This is a genomic window from Arthrobacter sp. 1088 (assembly GCF_031455315.1).
Lineage (GTDB): Bacteria > Actinomycetota > Actinomycetes > Actinomycetales > Micrococcaceae > Arthrobacter.
Map to the genome: position 1 here is coordinate 36,610 of NZ_JAVDSM010000016.1, position 16,986 is coordinate 53,595.

The 16,986-nt window shown below is 62.1% G+C and carries 15 protein-coding genes and 2 tRNA genes; 14 read left to right on the top strand and 3 right to left on the bottom strand.

Annotated features, from left to right (window positions below; translation table 11 throughout):
- The first annotated feature begins 26 nt into the window (after positions 1-26).
- The 7 genes from J2Y41_RS20435 to J2Y41_RS20465 all read left to right on the top strand — a co-directional run bounded on the left by J2Y41_RS20435 (position 27) and on the right by J2Y41_RS20465 (position 7,157).
- Complete coding sequence (locus tag J2Y41_RS20435; RefSeq protein WP_309931253.1) at positions 27-803, top strand: fumarylacetoacetate hydrolase family protein; 777 nt, start codon at positions 27-29, stop codon at positions 801-803.
- A 121-nt stretch (positions 804-924) separates the two neighbouring features.
- Entirely contained in the window at positions 925-2,445 is a 1,521-nt protein-coding gene (gltX, locus tag J2Y41_RS20440; protein ID WP_224090829.1) for a glutamate--tRNA ligase, read from the top strand.
- 12 nt (positions 2,446-2,457) lie between these two features.
- On the top strand, positions 2,458-3,186 hold the full coding sequence (locus J2Y41_RS20445) for an HAD family hydrolase (RefSeq protein ID WP_309931255.1): 729 nt from the start codon (positions 2,458-2,460) through the stop codon (positions 3,184-3,186).
- 137 nt (positions 3,187-3,323) lie between these two features.
- A tRNA-Gln gene (locus J2Y41_RS20450) sits at positions 3,324-3,395 on the top strand.
- 127 nt (positions 3,396-3,522) lie between these two features.
- Positions 3,523-3,595 (top strand) — tRNA-Glu (locus J2Y41_RS20455).
- A gap of 146 nt (positions 3,596-3,741) precedes the next feature.
- Positions 3,742-5,541, top strand: a complete 1,800-nt coding sequence (locus J2Y41_RS20460; RefSeq protein ID WP_309931258.1) for a dynamin family protein — start codon at positions 3,742-3,744, stop codon at positions 5,539-5,541.
- Positions 5,538-7,157, top strand: a complete 1,620-nt coding sequence (locus J2Y41_RS20465; protein ID WP_309931260.1) for a GTPase — start codon at positions 5,538-5,540, stop codon at positions 7,155-7,157. Before J2Y41_RS20460 ends, J2Y41_RS20465 begins: the two co-directional genes overlap by 4 nt.
- A gap of 8 nt (positions 7,158-7,165) precedes the next feature.
- Here J2Y41_RS20465 and J2Y41_RS20470 read toward each other — a convergent pair whose 3' ends face one another.
- Together J2Y41_RS20470 and J2Y41_RS20475 are read right to left on the bottom strand one after the other, a co-directional pair.
- Positions 7,166-7,702, bottom strand: a complete 537-nt coding sequence (locus J2Y41_RS20470) for a DUF1697 domain-containing protein (RefSeq protein ID WP_309931262.1) — start codon at positions 7,700-7,702, stop codon at positions 7,166-7,168.
- A gap of 27 nt (positions 7,703-7,729) precedes the next feature.
- Positions 7,730-8,449, bottom strand: coding sequence for an IclR family transcriptional regulator (locus tag J2Y41_RS20475; protein WP_014922101.1), 720 nt, complete (start codon positions 8,447-8,449; stop codon positions 7,730-7,732).
- Positions 8,450-8,600: 151 nt separating this feature from the next.
- On the opposite strand from J2Y41_RS20475, the gene leuC reads away from it, so the two are divergent.
- The 6 genes from leuC (at position 8,601) to J2Y41_RS20505 (ending at position 15,225) form a co-directional block, all read left to right on the top strand.
- Complete coding sequence (leuC, locus tag J2Y41_RS20480; RefSeq protein ID WP_309931265.1) at positions 8,601-10,052, top strand: 3-isopropylmalate dehydratase large subunit; 1,452 nt, start codon at positions 8,601-8,603, stop codon at positions 10,050-10,052.
- Positions 10,053-10,061: 9 nt separating this feature from the next.
- The gene (gene leuD / locus J2Y41_RS20485) at positions 10,062-10,661 is read left to right on the top strand and encodes a 3-isopropylmalate dehydratase small subunit (RefSeq protein ID WP_224164601.1); all 600 of its coding nucleotides are present in this window, start codon (positions 10,062-10,064) and stop codon (positions 10,659-10,661) included.
- Positions 10,662-10,866: 205 nt separating this feature from the next.
- Positions 10,867-12,192 carry a UDP-N-acetylglucosamine 1-carboxyvinyltransferase gene (gene murA, locus J2Y41_RS20490; RefSeq protein WP_224090824.1) on the top strand — a complete coding sequence of 442 codons (1,326 nt, stop codon included), beginning with the start codon at positions 10,867-10,869 and terminating at the stop codon, positions 12,190-12,192.
- A gap of 11 nt (positions 12,193-12,203) precedes the next feature.
- Entirely contained in the window at positions 12,204-13,037 is an 834-nt protein-coding gene (locus J2Y41_RS20495) for a lysophospholipid acyltransferase family protein (RefSeq protein ID WP_309931268.1), read from the top strand.
- The gene (locus J2Y41_RS20500) at positions 13,034-14,086 is read left to right on the top strand and encodes an NAD(P)H-dependent glycerol-3-phosphate dehydrogenase (protein ID WP_309931270.1); all 1,053 of its coding nucleotides are present in this window, start codon (positions 13,034-13,036) and stop codon (positions 14,084-14,086) included. Before J2Y41_RS20495 ends, J2Y41_RS20500 begins: the two co-directional genes overlap by 4 nt.
- The gene (locus tag J2Y41_RS20505) at positions 14,086-15,225 is read left to right on the top strand and encodes a D-alanine--D-alanine ligase family protein (RefSeq protein WP_224091052.1); all 1,140 of its coding nucleotides are present in this window, start codon (positions 14,086-14,088) and stop codon (positions 15,223-15,225) included. The genes J2Y41_RS20500 and J2Y41_RS20505 overlap by 1 nt, the downstream gene beginning before the upstream one ends.
- Before the next feature lie 71 nt (positions 15,226-15,296).
- On the opposite strand, the gene J2Y41_RS20510 is transcribed toward J2Y41_RS20505, so the two are convergent.
- The gene (locus J2Y41_RS20510) at positions 15,297-15,806 is read right to left on the bottom strand and encodes a DUF3515 domain-containing protein (protein WP_216923870.1); all 510 of its coding nucleotides are present in this window, start codon (positions 15,804-15,806) and stop codon (positions 15,297-15,299) included.
- Between the two features lie 134 nt (positions 15,807-15,940).
- Between J2Y41_RS20510 and thiL the strand changes: the two genes are divergently transcribed.
- Complete coding sequence (gene thiL / locus J2Y41_RS20515) at positions 15,941-16,984, top strand: thiamine-phosphate kinase (protein WP_309931274.1); 1,044 nt, start codon at positions 15,941-15,943, stop codon at positions 16,982-16,984.
- The last annotated feature ends 2 nt before the right edge of the window (positions 16,985-16,986 follow it).

Sequence of the window (16,986 nt, forward strand, 5' to 3'; positions counted from 1 at the left end):
ATGCGCCGGAAGGTAGGCTTGAGCCCATGCGTATCGCCCGGTTTGTAGTTGATTCTGATCCCCTTTATGGCGTTGTTGAAGGCGAGCCCGGTAGTGAGGAAATCACTGTCATCAACGGTGACCCCTTCTTCAATGGCGTCGAACGTACCCACGTGAAGCACAAGCTTGAGGATGTGCGGCTCCTTGCCCCGATCATTCCGCGCAGTAAGGTGATCGGCGTTGGGCGTAACTTTGCCGAGCATGCTGCTGAGCTGGGCAACGAGGTTCCGCAGCATCCATTGCTCTTCCTTAAGCCGAACACCTCCGTCATCGGGCCAAACGATCCGATCGTCCTCCCGGAGTTCTCTGATGAAGTCTCCTTCGAAGCGGAGCTTTGCGTCATCATCGGCCGTATTTGCAAGGACGTCCCCGAGGAACGCGCCGACGACGTCATTTTTGGTTACACCTGTGGAAACGACCTCACGGCCCGTGACGTGCAGAAGACCGACCTCCAGTGGGCCCGCGCCAAGGGCTTTGACACCTCCGCTCCGCTCGGCCCGTGGATCGAAACTGAACTTGATCCGGACGACCTCTCCATCCAGGGCCGGCTCAATGGTGAACTTCGGCAGGACGGCAGCACCAACCAGATGATTCGCGGCGTGCGCGAGCTCGTCTCGATCGTCTCCCAGGCCTTTACGCTCCTTCCGGGCGATGTCATCATGACCGGGACGCCTGCCGGCGTGGGCCTGGTCAATGAGGGCGACCGCTTCGAAGTGGAGATTGAAGGCATCGGGCGCTTGTCCAACCCCGTGGTTCGCCGCTAGCGGCCGCACCAGAGCATAGGGCCCGACGACGGCACGCGGCTTTCGTACGAAAGCAGCGTGCCGTCGTCGAGCCTTTCCGGCGGGGAACCGGGCCGATATCAAGCGGTAAAGTTGAAGCACTATGACTACTGCTTCTGCGTCCAGCGCTGCCTCCAGCGCCATCCCTGCCGTCAACGCCGAGACTCCAGTCCGCGTCCGCTTCTGCCCGTCGCCTACGGGAACGCCGCACGTTGGCCTGATCCGCACCGCCCTGTTCAACTGGGCTTATGCGCGCCATACCGGTGGCAAGTTGATATTCCGCATTGAGGACACTGACTCTGCCCGCGACAGCGAGGAGAGCTACCATCAGCTGCTGGATGCGCTGAAGTGGCTCGGCATCGACTGGGATGAGGGCGTCGAGGTAGGCGGCCCACATGAGCCATACCGCCAGTCACAGCGTGGAGGTATCTACCAGGACGTCATCGCCAAGCTCAAGGCCGGGGGACATGTCTACGAGTCATACTCCACGCCGGAAGAGATCGAAGCCCGCCACAGGGCGGCCGGCCGCGACCCCAAACTGGGCTATGACGGCTTCGACCGCCACCTGACCGAGGAACAGCTTGCCCAGTTCAAGGCCGAAGGCCGGGAAGCCGTGCTGCGCCTTCGCATGCCGGATGAGGATCTGACCTTCAAGGACCTCGTCCGCGGGGAAATCACGTTCAAGGCCGGTTCCGTGCCTGACTTCGCGGTTGTGCGTGCCAATGGTGCTCCGCTGTACACGCTGGTGAACCCGGTGGACGATGCCCTCATGGGCATCACGCACGTCCTTCGCGGGGAGGACCTCCTGAGCTCCACGCCCCGGCAGATCGCACTGTACCGGGCTCTCTACGCCATCGGCGTGGCGGAGTACATGCCGGAATTCGGTCACCTGCCCTACGTCATGGGCCAGGGAAACAAGAAGCTTTCCAAACGGGATCCGGAATCCAGCCTCTTCCTGCACCGCGAGCGTGGCTTCATCCCTGAGGGCCTGCTCAACTACCTTTCCCTGCTGGGCTGGTCGCTGAGCGCGGACGAGGACATCTTCACGGTGGAGCAGCTTGTGGCCAACTTCGACATCCACGATGTCCTGGGTAACCCTGCGCGCTTCGATCTTAAGAAAGCCGAGGCCATCAACGGGACCCATGTGCGCCTGCTCGAGCCGGAGGATTTCAAGCAACGGCTCGTCCCGTACCTCCGGGCTGCAGGTTTCGTGGGGGAGATCCTTACCGCCCGGCAGGAGGAGATCCTCGCTGAGGCGGCTCCGCTGGTTCAGGAACGTATTACCCTGTTGGGCGAAGCCCCTGAAATGTTGGCCTTCCTCTTCAAGGCGGACGACGCGATCGATGTTGCCGACGACGCCCGCAAGGGGCTCCCGGAGAACCTGCAGGAAGTGCTTGACGCGGCACTTGCTGCGTTGGAGCCCATAGAGGATTGGACCGCTGAGAACATTCAGACGGCACTTAAACAGGCTTTGGTCGAGGATCTGGGCATTAAGCCCCGAGCTGCCTTTGGGCCGGTGCGCACCGCTATTTCAGGCCGACGTATTTCTCCGCCGCTTTTCGAGTCAATGGTGATCCTGGGTAAGGATTCTTCATTGGCCCGCGTTCGCGCGTTCCGGGGCTAAGCGGCAACGGTCATGGCTATTGAAAGCTCCTTCGGAACTATCCGCGGTGTTCTGTTCGACATCGATGACACCTTGGTGGACCTTGAGTACGCCATGACAACGGCTCTGCGTGATGTTAGCGAGCATCTCCTGCCCGGCCTTGACCAGGTCGGGTGGGTGAAGTTCGGCCGCATCTTCACGCACGAAACAACGCATTTCTATGACCGCTACCTTGCTGGCGAACTGACCTTCAATGAGCAGCGCCTTTTGAGGGGCAGGGCGGCCCTGGGCCACTTTGGGGTGGAGCTCGGAGACGGTGAGGAATCGCAGTCGTGGGTTGCTGAGTACCATCAGCGGCAAACGGCATACGTGCGCGCTTTCGACGACGTAGCTGGTGTGCTGGATGCGCTCGATGCTGCGGACATTCCCTACGGTGCCGTCAGCAACAACGTTCATGACTACCAACGGGCCAAGTTGGATGGCGCGGGCCTGTCCAGGATCAAGATCCTCGTAGGAACGGATACGGTGGGCGTGCCGAAGCCGCATCCTGCCATCTACCTGGAGGGCGTGCGGCTTCTGGGGACAGAACCAGGCGAGACTCTCTACGTTGGGGACAACCGGCTTCTTGATGCTGACGGCGCAACTGCGGCCGGCCTGATTGGCGTGTGGCTCAACAGGACCGGGGAAGAAGTCGAAGAGTTCGCCGGGCGTCAGGTGGATTCGTTGTCGAGACTGCTGATGAGGGCACCTTCTGCGGCCTGACATCCGTGTGATGCAGGTAACGGCTTCGCGATTTGTGCAGGTGGCAAGACTCCGGTAGAGTCATTACTCGTGCTGAGGGGCACGGAGGGAAAAGCCAAGGGAAACCACGGCGGCGAACTCCGGTCCGAAAGTCACTTTGGGATATGGTGTAATTGGCAACACTACGGTTTCTGGTACCGTCATTCTAGGTTCGAGTCCTGGTATCCCAGCTCTGAAATTCCGCGCTATTGCAGCGGAAAATCAGAATTCCAGATCGCTTCGCCGATTTGGAAGAGAGCTGAAAGTATGAAATACTCATTCAGCTTGTTCGCCGGAAACGGTGACAAAAAAGTGCAAGGCCCCATCGTATAGCGGCCTAGTACGCCGCCCTCTCACGGCGGTAACGCGGGTTCGAATCCCGCTGGGGTCACAAACAATTCCCCCGGAACTTTGGTTCCGGGGGAATTTTTGGTTCAAGCGCATTTGTGGTCATGAGCCGGCATTCCGGGTTGGCGCCCCGACATTCCCGCGCTCCTTATAACCCGCGGACAGTCTTTGGGCTGGCATGATGATGCTGTGACCGCACATGAAGAGCCGCCAAGAGCAGGGACCAGCCCTGTCGCCAATAAAGCACAGGCTGATGCTGTCAACACCCTTGAAGCGGCCCGCAACGAACTGGCCGGCATCACCTTGCCACTCGCCCTGCCCGACGCCGAAGCCGGTCGGCGCTTGATCAGGGAGACCCTCGCGCAGCTCGACGACTACGTGATTCCCCGGTACCGCAGCCTGGACGCGCCGCTGTTGGCCGTCGTCGGAGGTTCCACTGGCGCGGGTAAATCGACGCTGGTTAATGCGCTGGTAGGCTACCCGGTCACACGTGCCGGAGCTATTAGACCGACAACGCGCCAGCCGATCCTCCTCCACCATCCGCAGGATGGCGAGTGGTTTGAGGGCCAGCGCATACTTCCCAACCTGGAGCGAATCAGGGGTAGCGTCCCTGCGCAACCGTTGCCTGCAAATCAAGCCGGGGTCGAACCGGATGCCCAGGCAATCACGTCCCTGGTGCTCGTGGGTTCCGATCATGTGCCCCCGGGCGTGGCGATTCTGGATGCGCCGGACGTCGACTCCATTTCCGATAACAATCGGAGGCTGGCAGGTCAGCTCCTCGCCGCAGCGGACCTTTGGGTGTTCGTCACCACGGCAAACAGATACGCCGACGCCGTCCCGTGGCGCCTGCTCCTGGATGCGGCTTCGCGGGACATCACGGTCGCCGTGGTGCTGGACCGCGTGCCACCGGCAGCGGAGGAAGAGGTCAGGACGGACCTGAAGGCGATGTTGGATCGTCAGGGCCTGGCTGCTGCAGAACTCTTTGTGGTGCACGAAAGTGGTTTGGATGATTTGGGAATGCTGCCGCCCGAAACTGTCAGTGGGCTGAGACTTTGGCTTGCCGGCCTTGCCGCTGACGCTGCCGGACGAGCGGGCGTTGCAAGGCGTACGCTCAACGGAGCCATCAAAGCGGTGAGCGCCCGGTTTGAAGCTATTGCAGCTGCGGCTGCGGCCCAGGATGCTGCGGCCCATGAGCTGCGCTCCGTCTGCGTTCACGAATACGACGACGCCCTAGTGCGGATTCTGGACGCGACCAAGGACGGTGCGCTCCTCCGCGGCGAAGTGCTGGCACGATGGCAGGATTTTGTGGGAACGGGTGAATTCTTCCGGGCCTTGGAGCAGAACATCGGGCGCATGCGGGACCGGATCGGAGCATTCTTCAGGGGTGAACCTGCGCCGGCCGTAAAAGTCGAAACGGCGATCGAAACGGGCCTGCAAGCGGTGATTCTCGATGAGGCCGCCAATGCCGCAGAAAACGTCGACAGGCGCTGGCGCTCGGATGCGGCAGGCCGTCAACTCCTGGGTGCCGCAGATCTTTCAGGAACCAGTCCTGGCTTTGACGCGAAGGCCGCTGCCGCCATCCGCTCCTGGCAGGAAGGACTCATGGAACTGATCCGCACCCAAGGTCAGGAAAAGCGCACGCAGGCCCGTTGGCTCTCCTTCGGCGTGAACGGTCTTGGCGCAGCACTGATGGTGGTGGTTTTCTCCATGACTGCCGGTTTGACCGGATTGGAGATAGGCATTGCCGGGGGAACGGCTGTGGTGGGGCAGAAGCTCCTTGAAGCTGTCTTCGGTGAGGATGCCGTCCGTCGGCTTGCCCAGCAGGCCAGGGCCGATCTTCACACGTCCTGCCAACGCCTCCTCGAGGAAGAGCGGAACAGGTTCCTCAGCAGGCTGGAGGCCACTGGTTTGGAGCCTGGCACCGTTCATGGCGATATGGACCTCGCCCGCCACGCCAAGGCACTCCGTCGCCTGGCAGGGGCGGCATGAGCCGACACAGCCAAATCCGGGAATCGTCCCAACTTCAGCGGCGGCTCGAAGCGCTCAACACAGCACGGGAACTGGCCGAGGGAGTGCTGCCCGAGCAGGATCTGCAATCCGTGTATGAGGTCCTTGAGCGGGCAACGTCCAGGCGCTCGTTGTCGGCAGGACACACGGTGGTGGGTTTCTTCGGGGCCACAGGGAGTGGCAAGTCTTCCTTGTTCAATGCCGTTTCCAGCAGCAATCTCGCAACCGCGGCGGCCCGTCGACCCACGACATCCGCGCCATTGGCGGGAATTTGGGGCGAGGAAGGAAGCGGGCCGCTGCTGGACTGGCTCGGAGTGCAGGAGCGCCACAGCCTGCCTGGGCTCCCAGGCCTGGCCACTGCCGAGAGCGGCCTGATCCTGCTGGACCTTCCCGACTTTGACTCAACGAAAGTGGAGAACCGGGAGGTAGTCCAGCGCATGGTCGGGATGGTGGATGTCCTGGTCTGGGTACTGGACCCGCAGAAGTATGCAGATGCCGCCGTGCACAACGACTTCCTGCGCCCGATGGCCTCCCATGGAGCAGTCACACTTGTTGTCCTGAACCAGATAGACAAGCTCAATGACGCGGACACCGCTGATGTGCTTCATTCCCTGAAAGGAATCCTGGAGCGCGACGGTCTGGCGGACGTTCGCGTCCTGGGCGCCTCGGCACTGTCCGGCGAAGGCATCGACGCCGTCCGTGGTGCCATCCGGGACGTCGTGACCCAGCGGGAGGCAACCACAAAACGCCTGGCTGCCGATGTCTCCAAGGCTGCAGCCGAACTGTCCATGGCTTCGGGTGCAGGCGAGGCCCGCGGCATCAAGGCAAGCACCAAGGCCAAGCTCGCCAATGAATTGTCGTCGGCGGCCAACGTACCTGTGGTGGTTGATGCGGTAGCGCGATCATTCAAGAGGGAATCGGCGCGGAGGACGGGATGGCCCGTGACGCGATGGTTGCTGCGCTTCCGGCCGGATCCCCTGAGGAGGCTGAATCTGGGCAGGCAGGACACCAGGCCCGAGCTCAACCGGACTTCCTTGCCGGTAGCCGGCGCACCCGAACGAGCGAGGACAGATGCAGCCGTGCGTGATTTTGTGGATGAGGCTTCTGACGGCGCTCCTGGCCCCTGGCGGGCATCCATCCGTGGCGTGGCCAGGGGAGGCCGCGAGCAACTGCCGGATGCCCTGGACCAAGCCATCGCCGGGACGGATCTCAAAACGTCAAAACGTCCCTTCTGGTGGTTGTTGTTCAACTCACTCCAATGGATCGCGCTTCTCCTGGCAGTTGGTGGCCTTGGATGGCTTGGGGTCCTGGCAGCGCTCGGCTATTTCCAAATGCCTGTTCCGGAGGTGCCGAGGACTGAAGGATGGCCCTGGCCTACGTTGATGGTGGCCTGTGGTGTGGTTCTGGGGATCGTTCTGGCCATCTTCGGCAGAATCATCGGCGGCTGGGCCGCGCGCGTGCGCGCCAAGGGCGTGGCCAAGAGGCTGAAAGCGGCAATAGCAGGCGTAGCTGAGCGGCGCATCGTGGAGCCGGTGGAGGTGGAGATTGCCCGTTTGGGTGCCTTCAATGCAGCCTTGAAAGCCGCGCGTAAAGGATAGGGATACCTCTAGAGAGCGGCCGCAGCGTCCTTGACTTTGATCAACGTCCGAAGGTTCCGCGTTGTGGTGCTGGCCTTGTACCGCGGCTTGGCGGAGAGTTTGCTGAAGGGACTGGCCAAGGTTCCTCCGGCGGGTGCCAACCATGCGGAAGCTTCCGGTCCAAGCCGCACCTGTTCCACGCCACCAAGGGCCTCGCCGGCCTCAAAGAGTTCGTCCAGCATGGCTTTGTCGGAGGTGAGGGTGATGTAGCTGTGCGTGGCCTTGTCGTCGGCAGGGTACGGGCAGGCATCCACGAGTTCGGACACCCGCGAAGCAGTGAGGACAACGACCCAGGCGTCGTAGCCGAAGGATTCACGCAGGCACTTTTCGAACTGGACCTTGACATCCTTGATGCTCAAATCACTCTTCAGGACAACGTTTCCACTCGCCAGCAGCGTCTTGACGTCAGAGAATGGATAGCCCTTAAGTGCTGATTTCAGTTCGGCCATCTTGATGTTGATCCCGCTGACGTTGATGCCCCTAAGGAATACTGCGTAGGTGGTCATGGACGTCCCCCTTCAATAACGGCAGGTCTAGTCGTTGTTCTTGCGCAAAGCCTCTGTCAGTACCCGGGCGGCATTGCAGACGACCTCGGCGTGCAATCGTCCTGGCTGGCGCGTGAGGCGCTCAATCGGACCTGAAATGGAAACCGCGGCTATGACCCTTCCCGAGGGTCCACGGACCGGAGCGGAAACCGAGGCGACCCCTGGCTCGCGTTCGCCCAGGCTCTGACCCCAGCCCCGGCGTCGTACTCCTGCCAGGACGGTGGGCGTAAAGCGGGCGTTCTGCAATCCTTCCAGCAGGCGGTCGTGGTCTTCCCAGGCGAGGAGGACCTGTGCGGCCGAGCCGGCTTTCATGGACAGCTGGGTTCCCACCGGAATGGTATCGCGCAGCCCGATCGGACGCTCCGCTGAGGCAACGCATACGCGCCAATCGCCCTGCCTGCGGAAAATCTGGGCGCTCTCGCCGGTAGCGTCCCGCAGTTGGATGAGTACGGGCCCGGCAGAGGCGATGAGCCGGTCTTCGCCAGCCGCGGATGCGAGCTCCACCAGGCGACTGCCCAGAACGAAGCGTCCCTGGATGTCGCGACTGACCAGCCGGTGGTGGACCAAGGCCAGCGCGAGCCGGTGAACGGTGGGCCGGGCGAGGCCCGTGGCCGCTACAAGTTGCGCAAGTGTCGTTGGCCCGGCCTCGAGGGCATCGAGTACTTGGGCCGCTTTATCAATGACCCCGACTCCACTAGAATTGTCCATGTAATGATATTGCCGTCTCAATATCTGAGATGCAAGTTGTTTCACTGGCCTATTTTGCAACAGTGCTGCTTCAGTGGTTCGAAGAGTTCAGTGGTTCGAAGAACAGTTCAGCGGATGAAGAACATCCAACTTCAGTGAAGGGAGCAAGGCCGTGGGAAAGACACTGGCCGAGAAAGTCTGGGACGCGCACGTAGTGCGCAAGGGTGAAGGCGAAGGAGCCAATGCCCAGCCCGACCTTCTTTTCATTGACTTGCACCTGGTCCACGAGGTGACGTCACCGCAGGCTTTCGAGGGGCTGCGCCTTGCCGGCCGCAAGCTGCGACGCACCGACCTCACCATTGCCACGGAGGACCACAACACTCCCACCCTGGACATCGACAAGCCCATCGCGGACCTCACCAGCCGCACGCAGATTGAAACGCTGCGCGCCAACTGCAAGGAATTCGGCGTCCGCCTGCACTCGCTCGGCGATAAGGAGCAGGGCATCGTGCACGTCGTGGGTCCGCAGCTGGGCCTGACCCAGCCGGGCATGACCGTGGTGTGTGGCGACTCGCACACCTCCACGCACGGCGCCTTCGGTGCACTTGCCATGGGCATCGGAACCTCTGAAGTCGAACACGTGATGGCAACCCAGACGCTGTCCTTGAAGCCGTTCAAAACCATGGCGATCAACGTTGAGGGGACGCTGCGCCCGGGAGTTACCGCCAAGGACATCATCCTGGCCGTCATCGCCAAGATCGGTACCGGCGGAGGCCAGGGCTACGTCCTGGAATACCGCGGCTCTGCCATCCGGGCCCTGTCGATGGATGCCCGGATGACCATCTGCAACATGTCCATCGAAGCCGGCGCGCGTGCCGGAATGGTGGCTCCGGACCAGATCACCTACGACTACATGCAGGGCCGTCCGCATGCGCCAGAAGGCGCTGACTGGGACGCCGCCGTCGAGTACTGGAACACGCTGCACACTGACGCCGACGCGACGTTCGACGTCGAAGTGGACCTCGATGCGAACACTCTCGAGCCGTTCGTCACCTGGGGCACCAACCCCGGCCAGGGCGTTTCGCTGTCAGCCAAGGTTCCGTCCCCGGAGGACTTCGGCGACGAGAACGCCAAGGCTGCCGCCGAGCGCGCGCTGCAGTACATGGGCCTTGAGGCGGGCACCCCCATGAAAGACATCCGCGTGGATACCGTCTTCCTGGGCTCCTGCACCAATTCCCGCATCGAGGACCTTCGTGCTGCCGCCGACATCATCCGCGGCCGCGAGAAGGACCCGGATATCCGCATGCTCGTGGTGCCGGGTTCCGCCCGTGTCCGGCTCGAAGCCGAAGCCGAGGGCCTGGATAAAGTCTTCAAGGATTTCGGAGCCGAGTGGCGCTTCGCCGGTTGCTCGATGTGCCTTGGCATGAACCCGGACCAACTGGAGCCGGGGGAGCGCTGCGCCTCGACGTCCAACCGCAACTTTGAGGGCCGCCAGGGCAAGGGCGGCCGTACGCACCTTGTCTCTCCCGTGGTGGCTGCCGCGACAGCCGTCCGCGGAACGCTGAGCTCGCCGTCGGACCTTGAGCCGGCTTCTGCAGGCACATTGACCGGAACCGCAGTCTAGGAGGATCCCATGGAAGCATTCACTACCCACACCGGCATCGGCGTTCCGCTGCGCCAGAGCAATGTGGATACCGACCAAATCATTCCGGCGGTCTACCTCAAGCGCATCACGCGCACCGGCTTCGAAGACGCCCTCTTCGCCGCCTGGCGCAAGGACGAGTCGTTCATCCTCAACCAGGCCCCGTTCAAGGCCGGCTCGGTGCTGGTGGCCGGCCCGGACTTTGGGACGGGTTCCTCCCGTGAGCACGCTGTCTGGGCGTTGAAGGACTACGGCTTCAAAACTGTGCTGTCCTCACGTTTCGCCGATATTTTCCGCGGCAACTCAGGCAAGCAGGGACTGCTGGCAGCCCAGGTGGCACAGGATGACATCGAGCTCATCTGGAAGATCCTGGAGAACGCTCCCGGCACTGAGGTCAAGGTGGACCTGGTCTCCAAGACGGTGGAATGCGGCAACGTCGTGGCTCCGTTCGAGATCGACGACTACACGCGCTGGCGGCTCCTGGAAGGCCTCGACGACATCGGGCTCACCCTGCAGCACGAAGAAGACATCACCGCCTACGAGGCCACAAGGCCCTCGTTCAAGCCGAAGACACTTCCGGCGAAAAGCTGACGAATTCGTCGGCGGCTGAATGCTGCGGAACGAGGACCGGTGGGCCCCCAGGGTGGGCTCACCGGTCTTTTTTTCGGAGGATTGGTGGATACAGGATCTGCCCGGCACGGGGCAGCTCCATTTCGGTTAGGTAACCCGAGCTTCTATGCTTAGCTGGAGCCTTTGTAAGTATGGGGGGCGAGTAGTCGTGAGGAAACCGGTATAGATGAGTAGTGTTCTGACAATCCGCGGTGGCGTCCCGTTGACAGGGCGGGTGACCGTTCGCGGTGCCAAGAACCTTGTGCCCAAGGCCATGGTGGCGGCGTTGCTGGGCAGCGAACCATCAGTGCTTCGGAACGTGCCGGAAATCAAGGACGTGGAGGTTGTTACCAGCCTGCTGAAGCTCCACGGGGTGACTGTGGTCAAGGACCCCGATACGGGTGATCTGACACTGAATCCGAAGGATGCCAAAACGGCATCCAGCACCGCCATTGACGCGCATGCCGGCGATTCACGCATCCCGATCCTGCTGTGCGGCCCCCTGATCCATGCGATCGGAGAGGCTTTCATTCCGGACCTTGGCGGCTGCAAGATTGGCGACCGTCCTATCGACTACCATCTGAACGTCCTGCGCCAGTTTGGCGCCGTTGTGGAAAAGCGCCCGGGCGGCATCCACATCTCCGCACCCAACGGACTGCACGGCGCCAAGATCTCCCTTCCCTATCCATCAGTGGGCGCAACCGAGCAGGTGTTGCTGAGCGCTACGCGCGCGGAAGGAATCACGGAACTCAGCGGGGCTGCGACCGAACCGGAGATCATAGATCTCATCGCCGTGCTGCAGAAAATGGGCGCCATCATCAGTGTCCAGACTGACCGGACCATCCGCATCGAGGGTGTCAAGGACCTTGGTGGCTACAACCACCGGGCGCTTCCGGACCGGAACGAGACTGCGTCCTGGGCCTCGGCCGCGTTGGTTACGCGTGGCGACATTTTTGTTGAAGGTGCTTCACAGCGGGACATGATGACCTTCCTGAACACCTACCGCAAGGTGGGGGGCGGCATGGACATTGGTGATGACGGCATCCGTTTTTACCACCCCGGAGGCAAGCTTTCCCCGCTGGTCCTGGAGACGGATGTGCACCCAGGCTTCATGACTGACTGGCAGCAGCCCCTGGTGGTGGCTTTGACCCAGGCGGAGGGCGTGTCGATTGTGCATGAGACGGTCTATGAGAACCGTTTCGGCTTCACCGATGCCCTGGCCCGGATGGGTGCAAACATCCAGGTCCACCGTGAGTGCCTTGGCAGTGTTCCCTGCCGCTTCGGCCAGAGGAACTTCCTGCATTCCGCAGTGATCTCCGGGCCTACGCCGCTGCGGGGGACCGAGATTGACATCCCCGATCTTCGTGGCGGCTTCAGCCACCTCATTGCAGCTTTGGCCGCGACCGGCACCTCCAGGGTCACAGGCATCGATATCATCAACCGTGGATACGAGCGCTTTACGGAGAAGCTCGCTGGCCTGGGCGCCGATTTCGACATCATCACCACCAAGTAGCGGGGGACCCTTTGAAGGAATCGGCCAAGAGCCGGGCTACGTTCATGCTCCTGGCGGGCATTGCGCGTCCGTTGATGAACCTCCTGATGGGCAAGAAGTGGGAGGGCACCGGGAAGCTCCCCGCGGGCGGCTTCATCGCAGCACCGAACCACTGCACCGAAATTGATCCCGTCGTGATCGGGCACATGCTCTACAACCAGAAGCGTCCTCCGCATTTCCTCGCGAAGGCAGGCCTCTTCAAAGCACCTGTGCTGGGAGCCTTGCTGCGGGCGACGAACCAGATTCCGGTTGAACGCTCGACGGCGGGAGCCAACCGCTCGCTGCAAATCGCCCAAGAGGTGGTGGACGCCGGAGGTGCCATCATTATCTACCCCGAGGGAACCCTGACCCGGGACCCGGACCTGTGGCCGATGAAGGGCCACACTGGCGCTGCCCGCCTGGCATTGCAGACAGGTGCACCGGTTGTTCCGATGGCCCACTGGGGCGCCCATGAGGTTTTCCCCCGATATGCCAAGCGTTTCCACGTCTTCCCTCGAAAGACCGTCAGGGTTCTCGTAGGTGAGCCCGTGGACCTGAGCGCTTTCGCGGACCGGCCCATGGACCGTGCCACGCTGTCCGAAGCTACAGACGTCATCATGGAGGCGGTAACCGAGCTCCTGGCAACCCTGCGGGGCGAGGAGCCGCCCGCCGAACGCTGGGATCCGGCCGTTCATAAGCAGGCCAAACATGGCCGGTTCGTGGAGCGTGGTTCAAACGCTGCACGCGGCGAAGCGCCTGAAAAGGCTGCAGAACCCGCTGGCAACGATGCATCTCTTGAGAACCCGGAACCGGAGGGCAGCAAATGACGGTTATTGAAAGCCGTGTCCCTGCTCCGGATACCGTAGCTGTACTTGGCGCAGGTTCGTGGGGAACTACGTTCGCCAAGATCCTCGCGGATGCTGCTTCCACTACCGGGGTGGAGCGGAGGATCCGGATTTGGGGGCGGCGCGCAGGGGTGGTTGATCAGATCAATGCTGAGCACCGCAATGAGCAGTACTTGAAGGACATCGAACTTCCCCACGCAGTCACCGCATCCACGGATGTTGCAGAGGTCCTGCAGGATGCCGGTCTCGTGGTCCTTGCCGTGCCGGCCCAATCGCTGCGGCCCCAGTTGGGGGAATGGAAGCGCCTGCTCGCCCCGGACGCAATTGTCGTATCGCTGATGAAGGGCCTCGAACTGGGGACTGACGCACGCATGAGCGAGGTCATCGCCCAGGAGCTAGGCATCCCGGAATCACGTGTGGTGGTGGTCTCCGGACCCAACCTCGCCATGGAGATTGCCAGGGAACAACCCACTGCGTCTGTAGTTGCCTGCAGTGACGCCGATACGGCCGCCGCAATCGCGCTCTGCTGCACCGCACCGTACTTCCGTCCCTATACCAGCACCGATGTTGTGGGCGTGGAGATCGGCGGGATCGTCAAGAATGTGATTGCCCTTGCTGTAGGTATTTGCGAGGGGCGCCAAATGGGTGACAACACCAAAGCGTCAGTCATCACGCGAGGCCTCGCTGAGACGTCCCGGCTTGCCTTGGCGCTGGGTGGAGAGGCCCACACCATGGCGGGTCTCGCGGGGCTCGGCGACCTCGTTGCAACGTGCTCCTCTGCCCTCTCCCGCAATCACACAGCTGGAAGGCTATTGGGCGAGGGGCTTAGCCTCGAGCAGGTGGCTGAACAGATGACGCAAACCGCTGAAGGTATTAAGTCCGGCCCTGCCGTGCATGAATTGGCTGGCAAACTGAATGTCGAAATGCCCATTACGGCCGCCGTTGTGGCGGTGCTTGAAGGCAAAATGTCCGTTGATGACCTGGGGCCGCGATTGCTGGCCCGGGCCCTGAAGTCCGAAGGCGACTACTGATTGTGACTGAAGAATCCACCCCCGTAACCGGCCGTCGACCCCGTGTGGCGGTCCTTTTCGGCGGACGTTCCAGCGAACACGCTGTTAGCTGCGTGACGGCGGCAGGCGTCATGGGTGCCATTGACAAGAGCAAGTACGACGTCGTGCCCATTGGTATTGCCAAGTCCGGACAGTGGGTCCTTGCATCAGGGGACACCAGCCAGTGGTCCTTGAGCTCGTCCGCACTTCCTGAGGTATCGCCGTCGGACCGGACTGTCACGTTGGCAGAGGTGGGCGGCGAGCACCAGCTCATCGTGACCGCGCCAAATGCCATACCCGAGGAACTCGGCTCCGTGGACGTCGTCTTTCCTTTGCTCCATGGCCCTTGGGGCGAGGACGGAACCGTCCAGGGCCTCCTGGAGCTATCCGACACACGTTATGTTGGTGCCGGCGTGCTTGCCTCGGCAGTAGGCATGGACAAGCACTTCATGAAAGTAGTTTTCGAAGCCGCTGGACTGACGGTGGGGCCTTATATCGCCGTCACGGACCGCGAGTGGCTCACGGACGCCGAGGCTGTCCGCAAGCGCGTGGACAAGCTCGGTTTCCCGGTTTTCGTCAAGCCTGCCCGTGCCGGCTCCTCCATGGGAATTTCCAAGGTGGATTCTTTGGAGGGGCTGGACGCTGCCATCGAGGAAGCCCGCCGCCACGACCTGAAATTGGTCATTGAAGCCGGCATTGCAGGGCGTGAAATCGAGTGCGCTGTGCTGCAGGGCAGGGGTACCGATGCGCCCCGTACCTCCATGCCCGGCGAAATTGCGGTGGCTCCCGGCGAACACCAGTTCTATGACTTCGCTGCCAAATATGTCGAAGATGGTGCTGCCGCGTTGAGTTGCCCGGCCGATATGCCGGACGAGGCCATTGCGCGCGTCCGGGAATTGGCCGCTGCCGCCTTCGATGCCGTGGGCGCGGAAGGACTGAGCCGGGTGGACTTCTTCTACACGCCCGCGGGTGAGCTGATTATTAACGAAATCAACACCATGCCCGGCTTCACTCCGAAGAGCATGTACCCGCAGATGTGGGCGGCTTCAGGTTTGCCGTATCCGGAGCTGATCGATGAACTCATCCATCTGGCCCTGACCCGCAAAACGGGCCTGCGTTAACCCAAGCCGGCAGCGGCTGGTGTCGATAGGCAGGACCGGCGCCAGCTGCCCTTTAGCCGGTTGAGCCCCCGCTATTTGGCGGTCGGGAGGTTCTGCAGGTCTTCCTGGCCCACGCAATGGCGCGTTGCTTTGATCTTCCCGGCAGCGGCTGCGAGTTCGGTGAGGACTGTGGCCGAGCTGATGTTGGCGGCTTCCAATTTGACCGGATCGACGAGGATTTCCGTTGCCGGTTCGCGTCCAAAGGTGGTCAGGGTATAGACGCCATCGCCTTCTTTGATCACCCAGTCGATGTCATTTACGCTGACGCAACGGTCAGTGGTTGGTCCAGGGACGTTGACACCGCAGCGCAGGATGATCTGGGAAGGATCGCCCCACGCAGCAGTGGCCTGGCTGTTGGTCTTGCGGAGTGCGGCATCGCCGATTTTGTCCGGGAGCGCCACCATCATCGGGGCGCAGGCCGGATTGGCGGCGTCGGTTGCCGCCGTGACGTCCACAGTGGGGGCGCAGGCTGAAACTGCGAGCACGGACGCTGCGGCCAAGCTGAAGGCCACGGCAGTCCGCGGAAGGGTCTTTCGGTGCATCATTCAAGCCTATCCCGCCCACGCAGCCGCCCGGCATGAGGTTGGTGCACTCGTTACGAGGGTCACATTGCCGATGGTGCGCCCGGTGCAGGCTCCGGCGATATTTTGTCGGTGTCCCGCGATAGCGTAGAGCCGTGCCCCCAAAACAGCCATCCGAAGTTCAGCCATCCGAAGAACGTCCAACAGTCGCAGATCTGTCGGAGTCCGACCTCCTTGCCCTGATCTTCCCCCGACTCAACAGCAGCCCCAGCGTCCTGCTGGGTCCCGGCGACGACGCCGCCCTGGTTGCCGCCACAGACGGCCGCACACTGATTTCCATCGATACCCAGACCCAGGACCAGGACTTCAGGCTGGAGTGGAACAACGGCTATCGAACCACAGGATACGACGTCGGATGGAAGTCCGCGGCACAGAACCTTAGCGATATCAACGCCATGGGCGGAACGGCCACCTCGCTGGTGGTGAGCCTGACCATGCCGCCGGCCACACCAGTTCAATGGGTGAAGGACTTCGCGGACGGCCTCACCGCTGGAATCATCGGGCTGGGGGTTCCTGATTGCTCCGTCGCAGGAGGAGACCTCGGCCGTGGCCGGGAGATTGCGGTGACCGTCGCCGTCGTCGGTACTTTGGCTGGAGAGGATCCCGTACTACGTTCCGGGGCAAAGCCGGGAGATGTCGTGGCAGTGGCAGGTACCCTGGGGCGTGCTGCCGCAGGTCTGGCGCTGTTGGAAAGCGATGTCACCCTAACAGACCTCTCTGCTGGGCAGCGTGCCCTGTTGGATAGCCAATGCCGGCCATTGCCGCCGTTGGCTGCCGGGCCGCTTGCCGCACGTTCGGGCGCAACAGCAATGATGGACATTTCAGATGGTCTGCTGCGAGACGGCGGTCGGCTCGCCGCGGCAAGCAACGTCATCCTGGACTTTGACGCTGTTGCGTTGAAGGCCCATGCAGTTCCACTGGAACCAGCTGCCGCCTTGCTGGGTGTGGATGCCATGCCATGGGTGCTGGGCGGGGGAGAGGACCACGGGCTGCTGGCTACCTTCCCAGCCGGAATTCAGCTGCCGGAGGGCTTTACTGCGATAGGCTCAGTTCAGGCCGTTGCCCAGTCTCAAGGCACCGGCGTCCGGATTGCCGGACAAGCTGCTGACACCGTGGGATGGGATCATTTTGCAGACTAAGA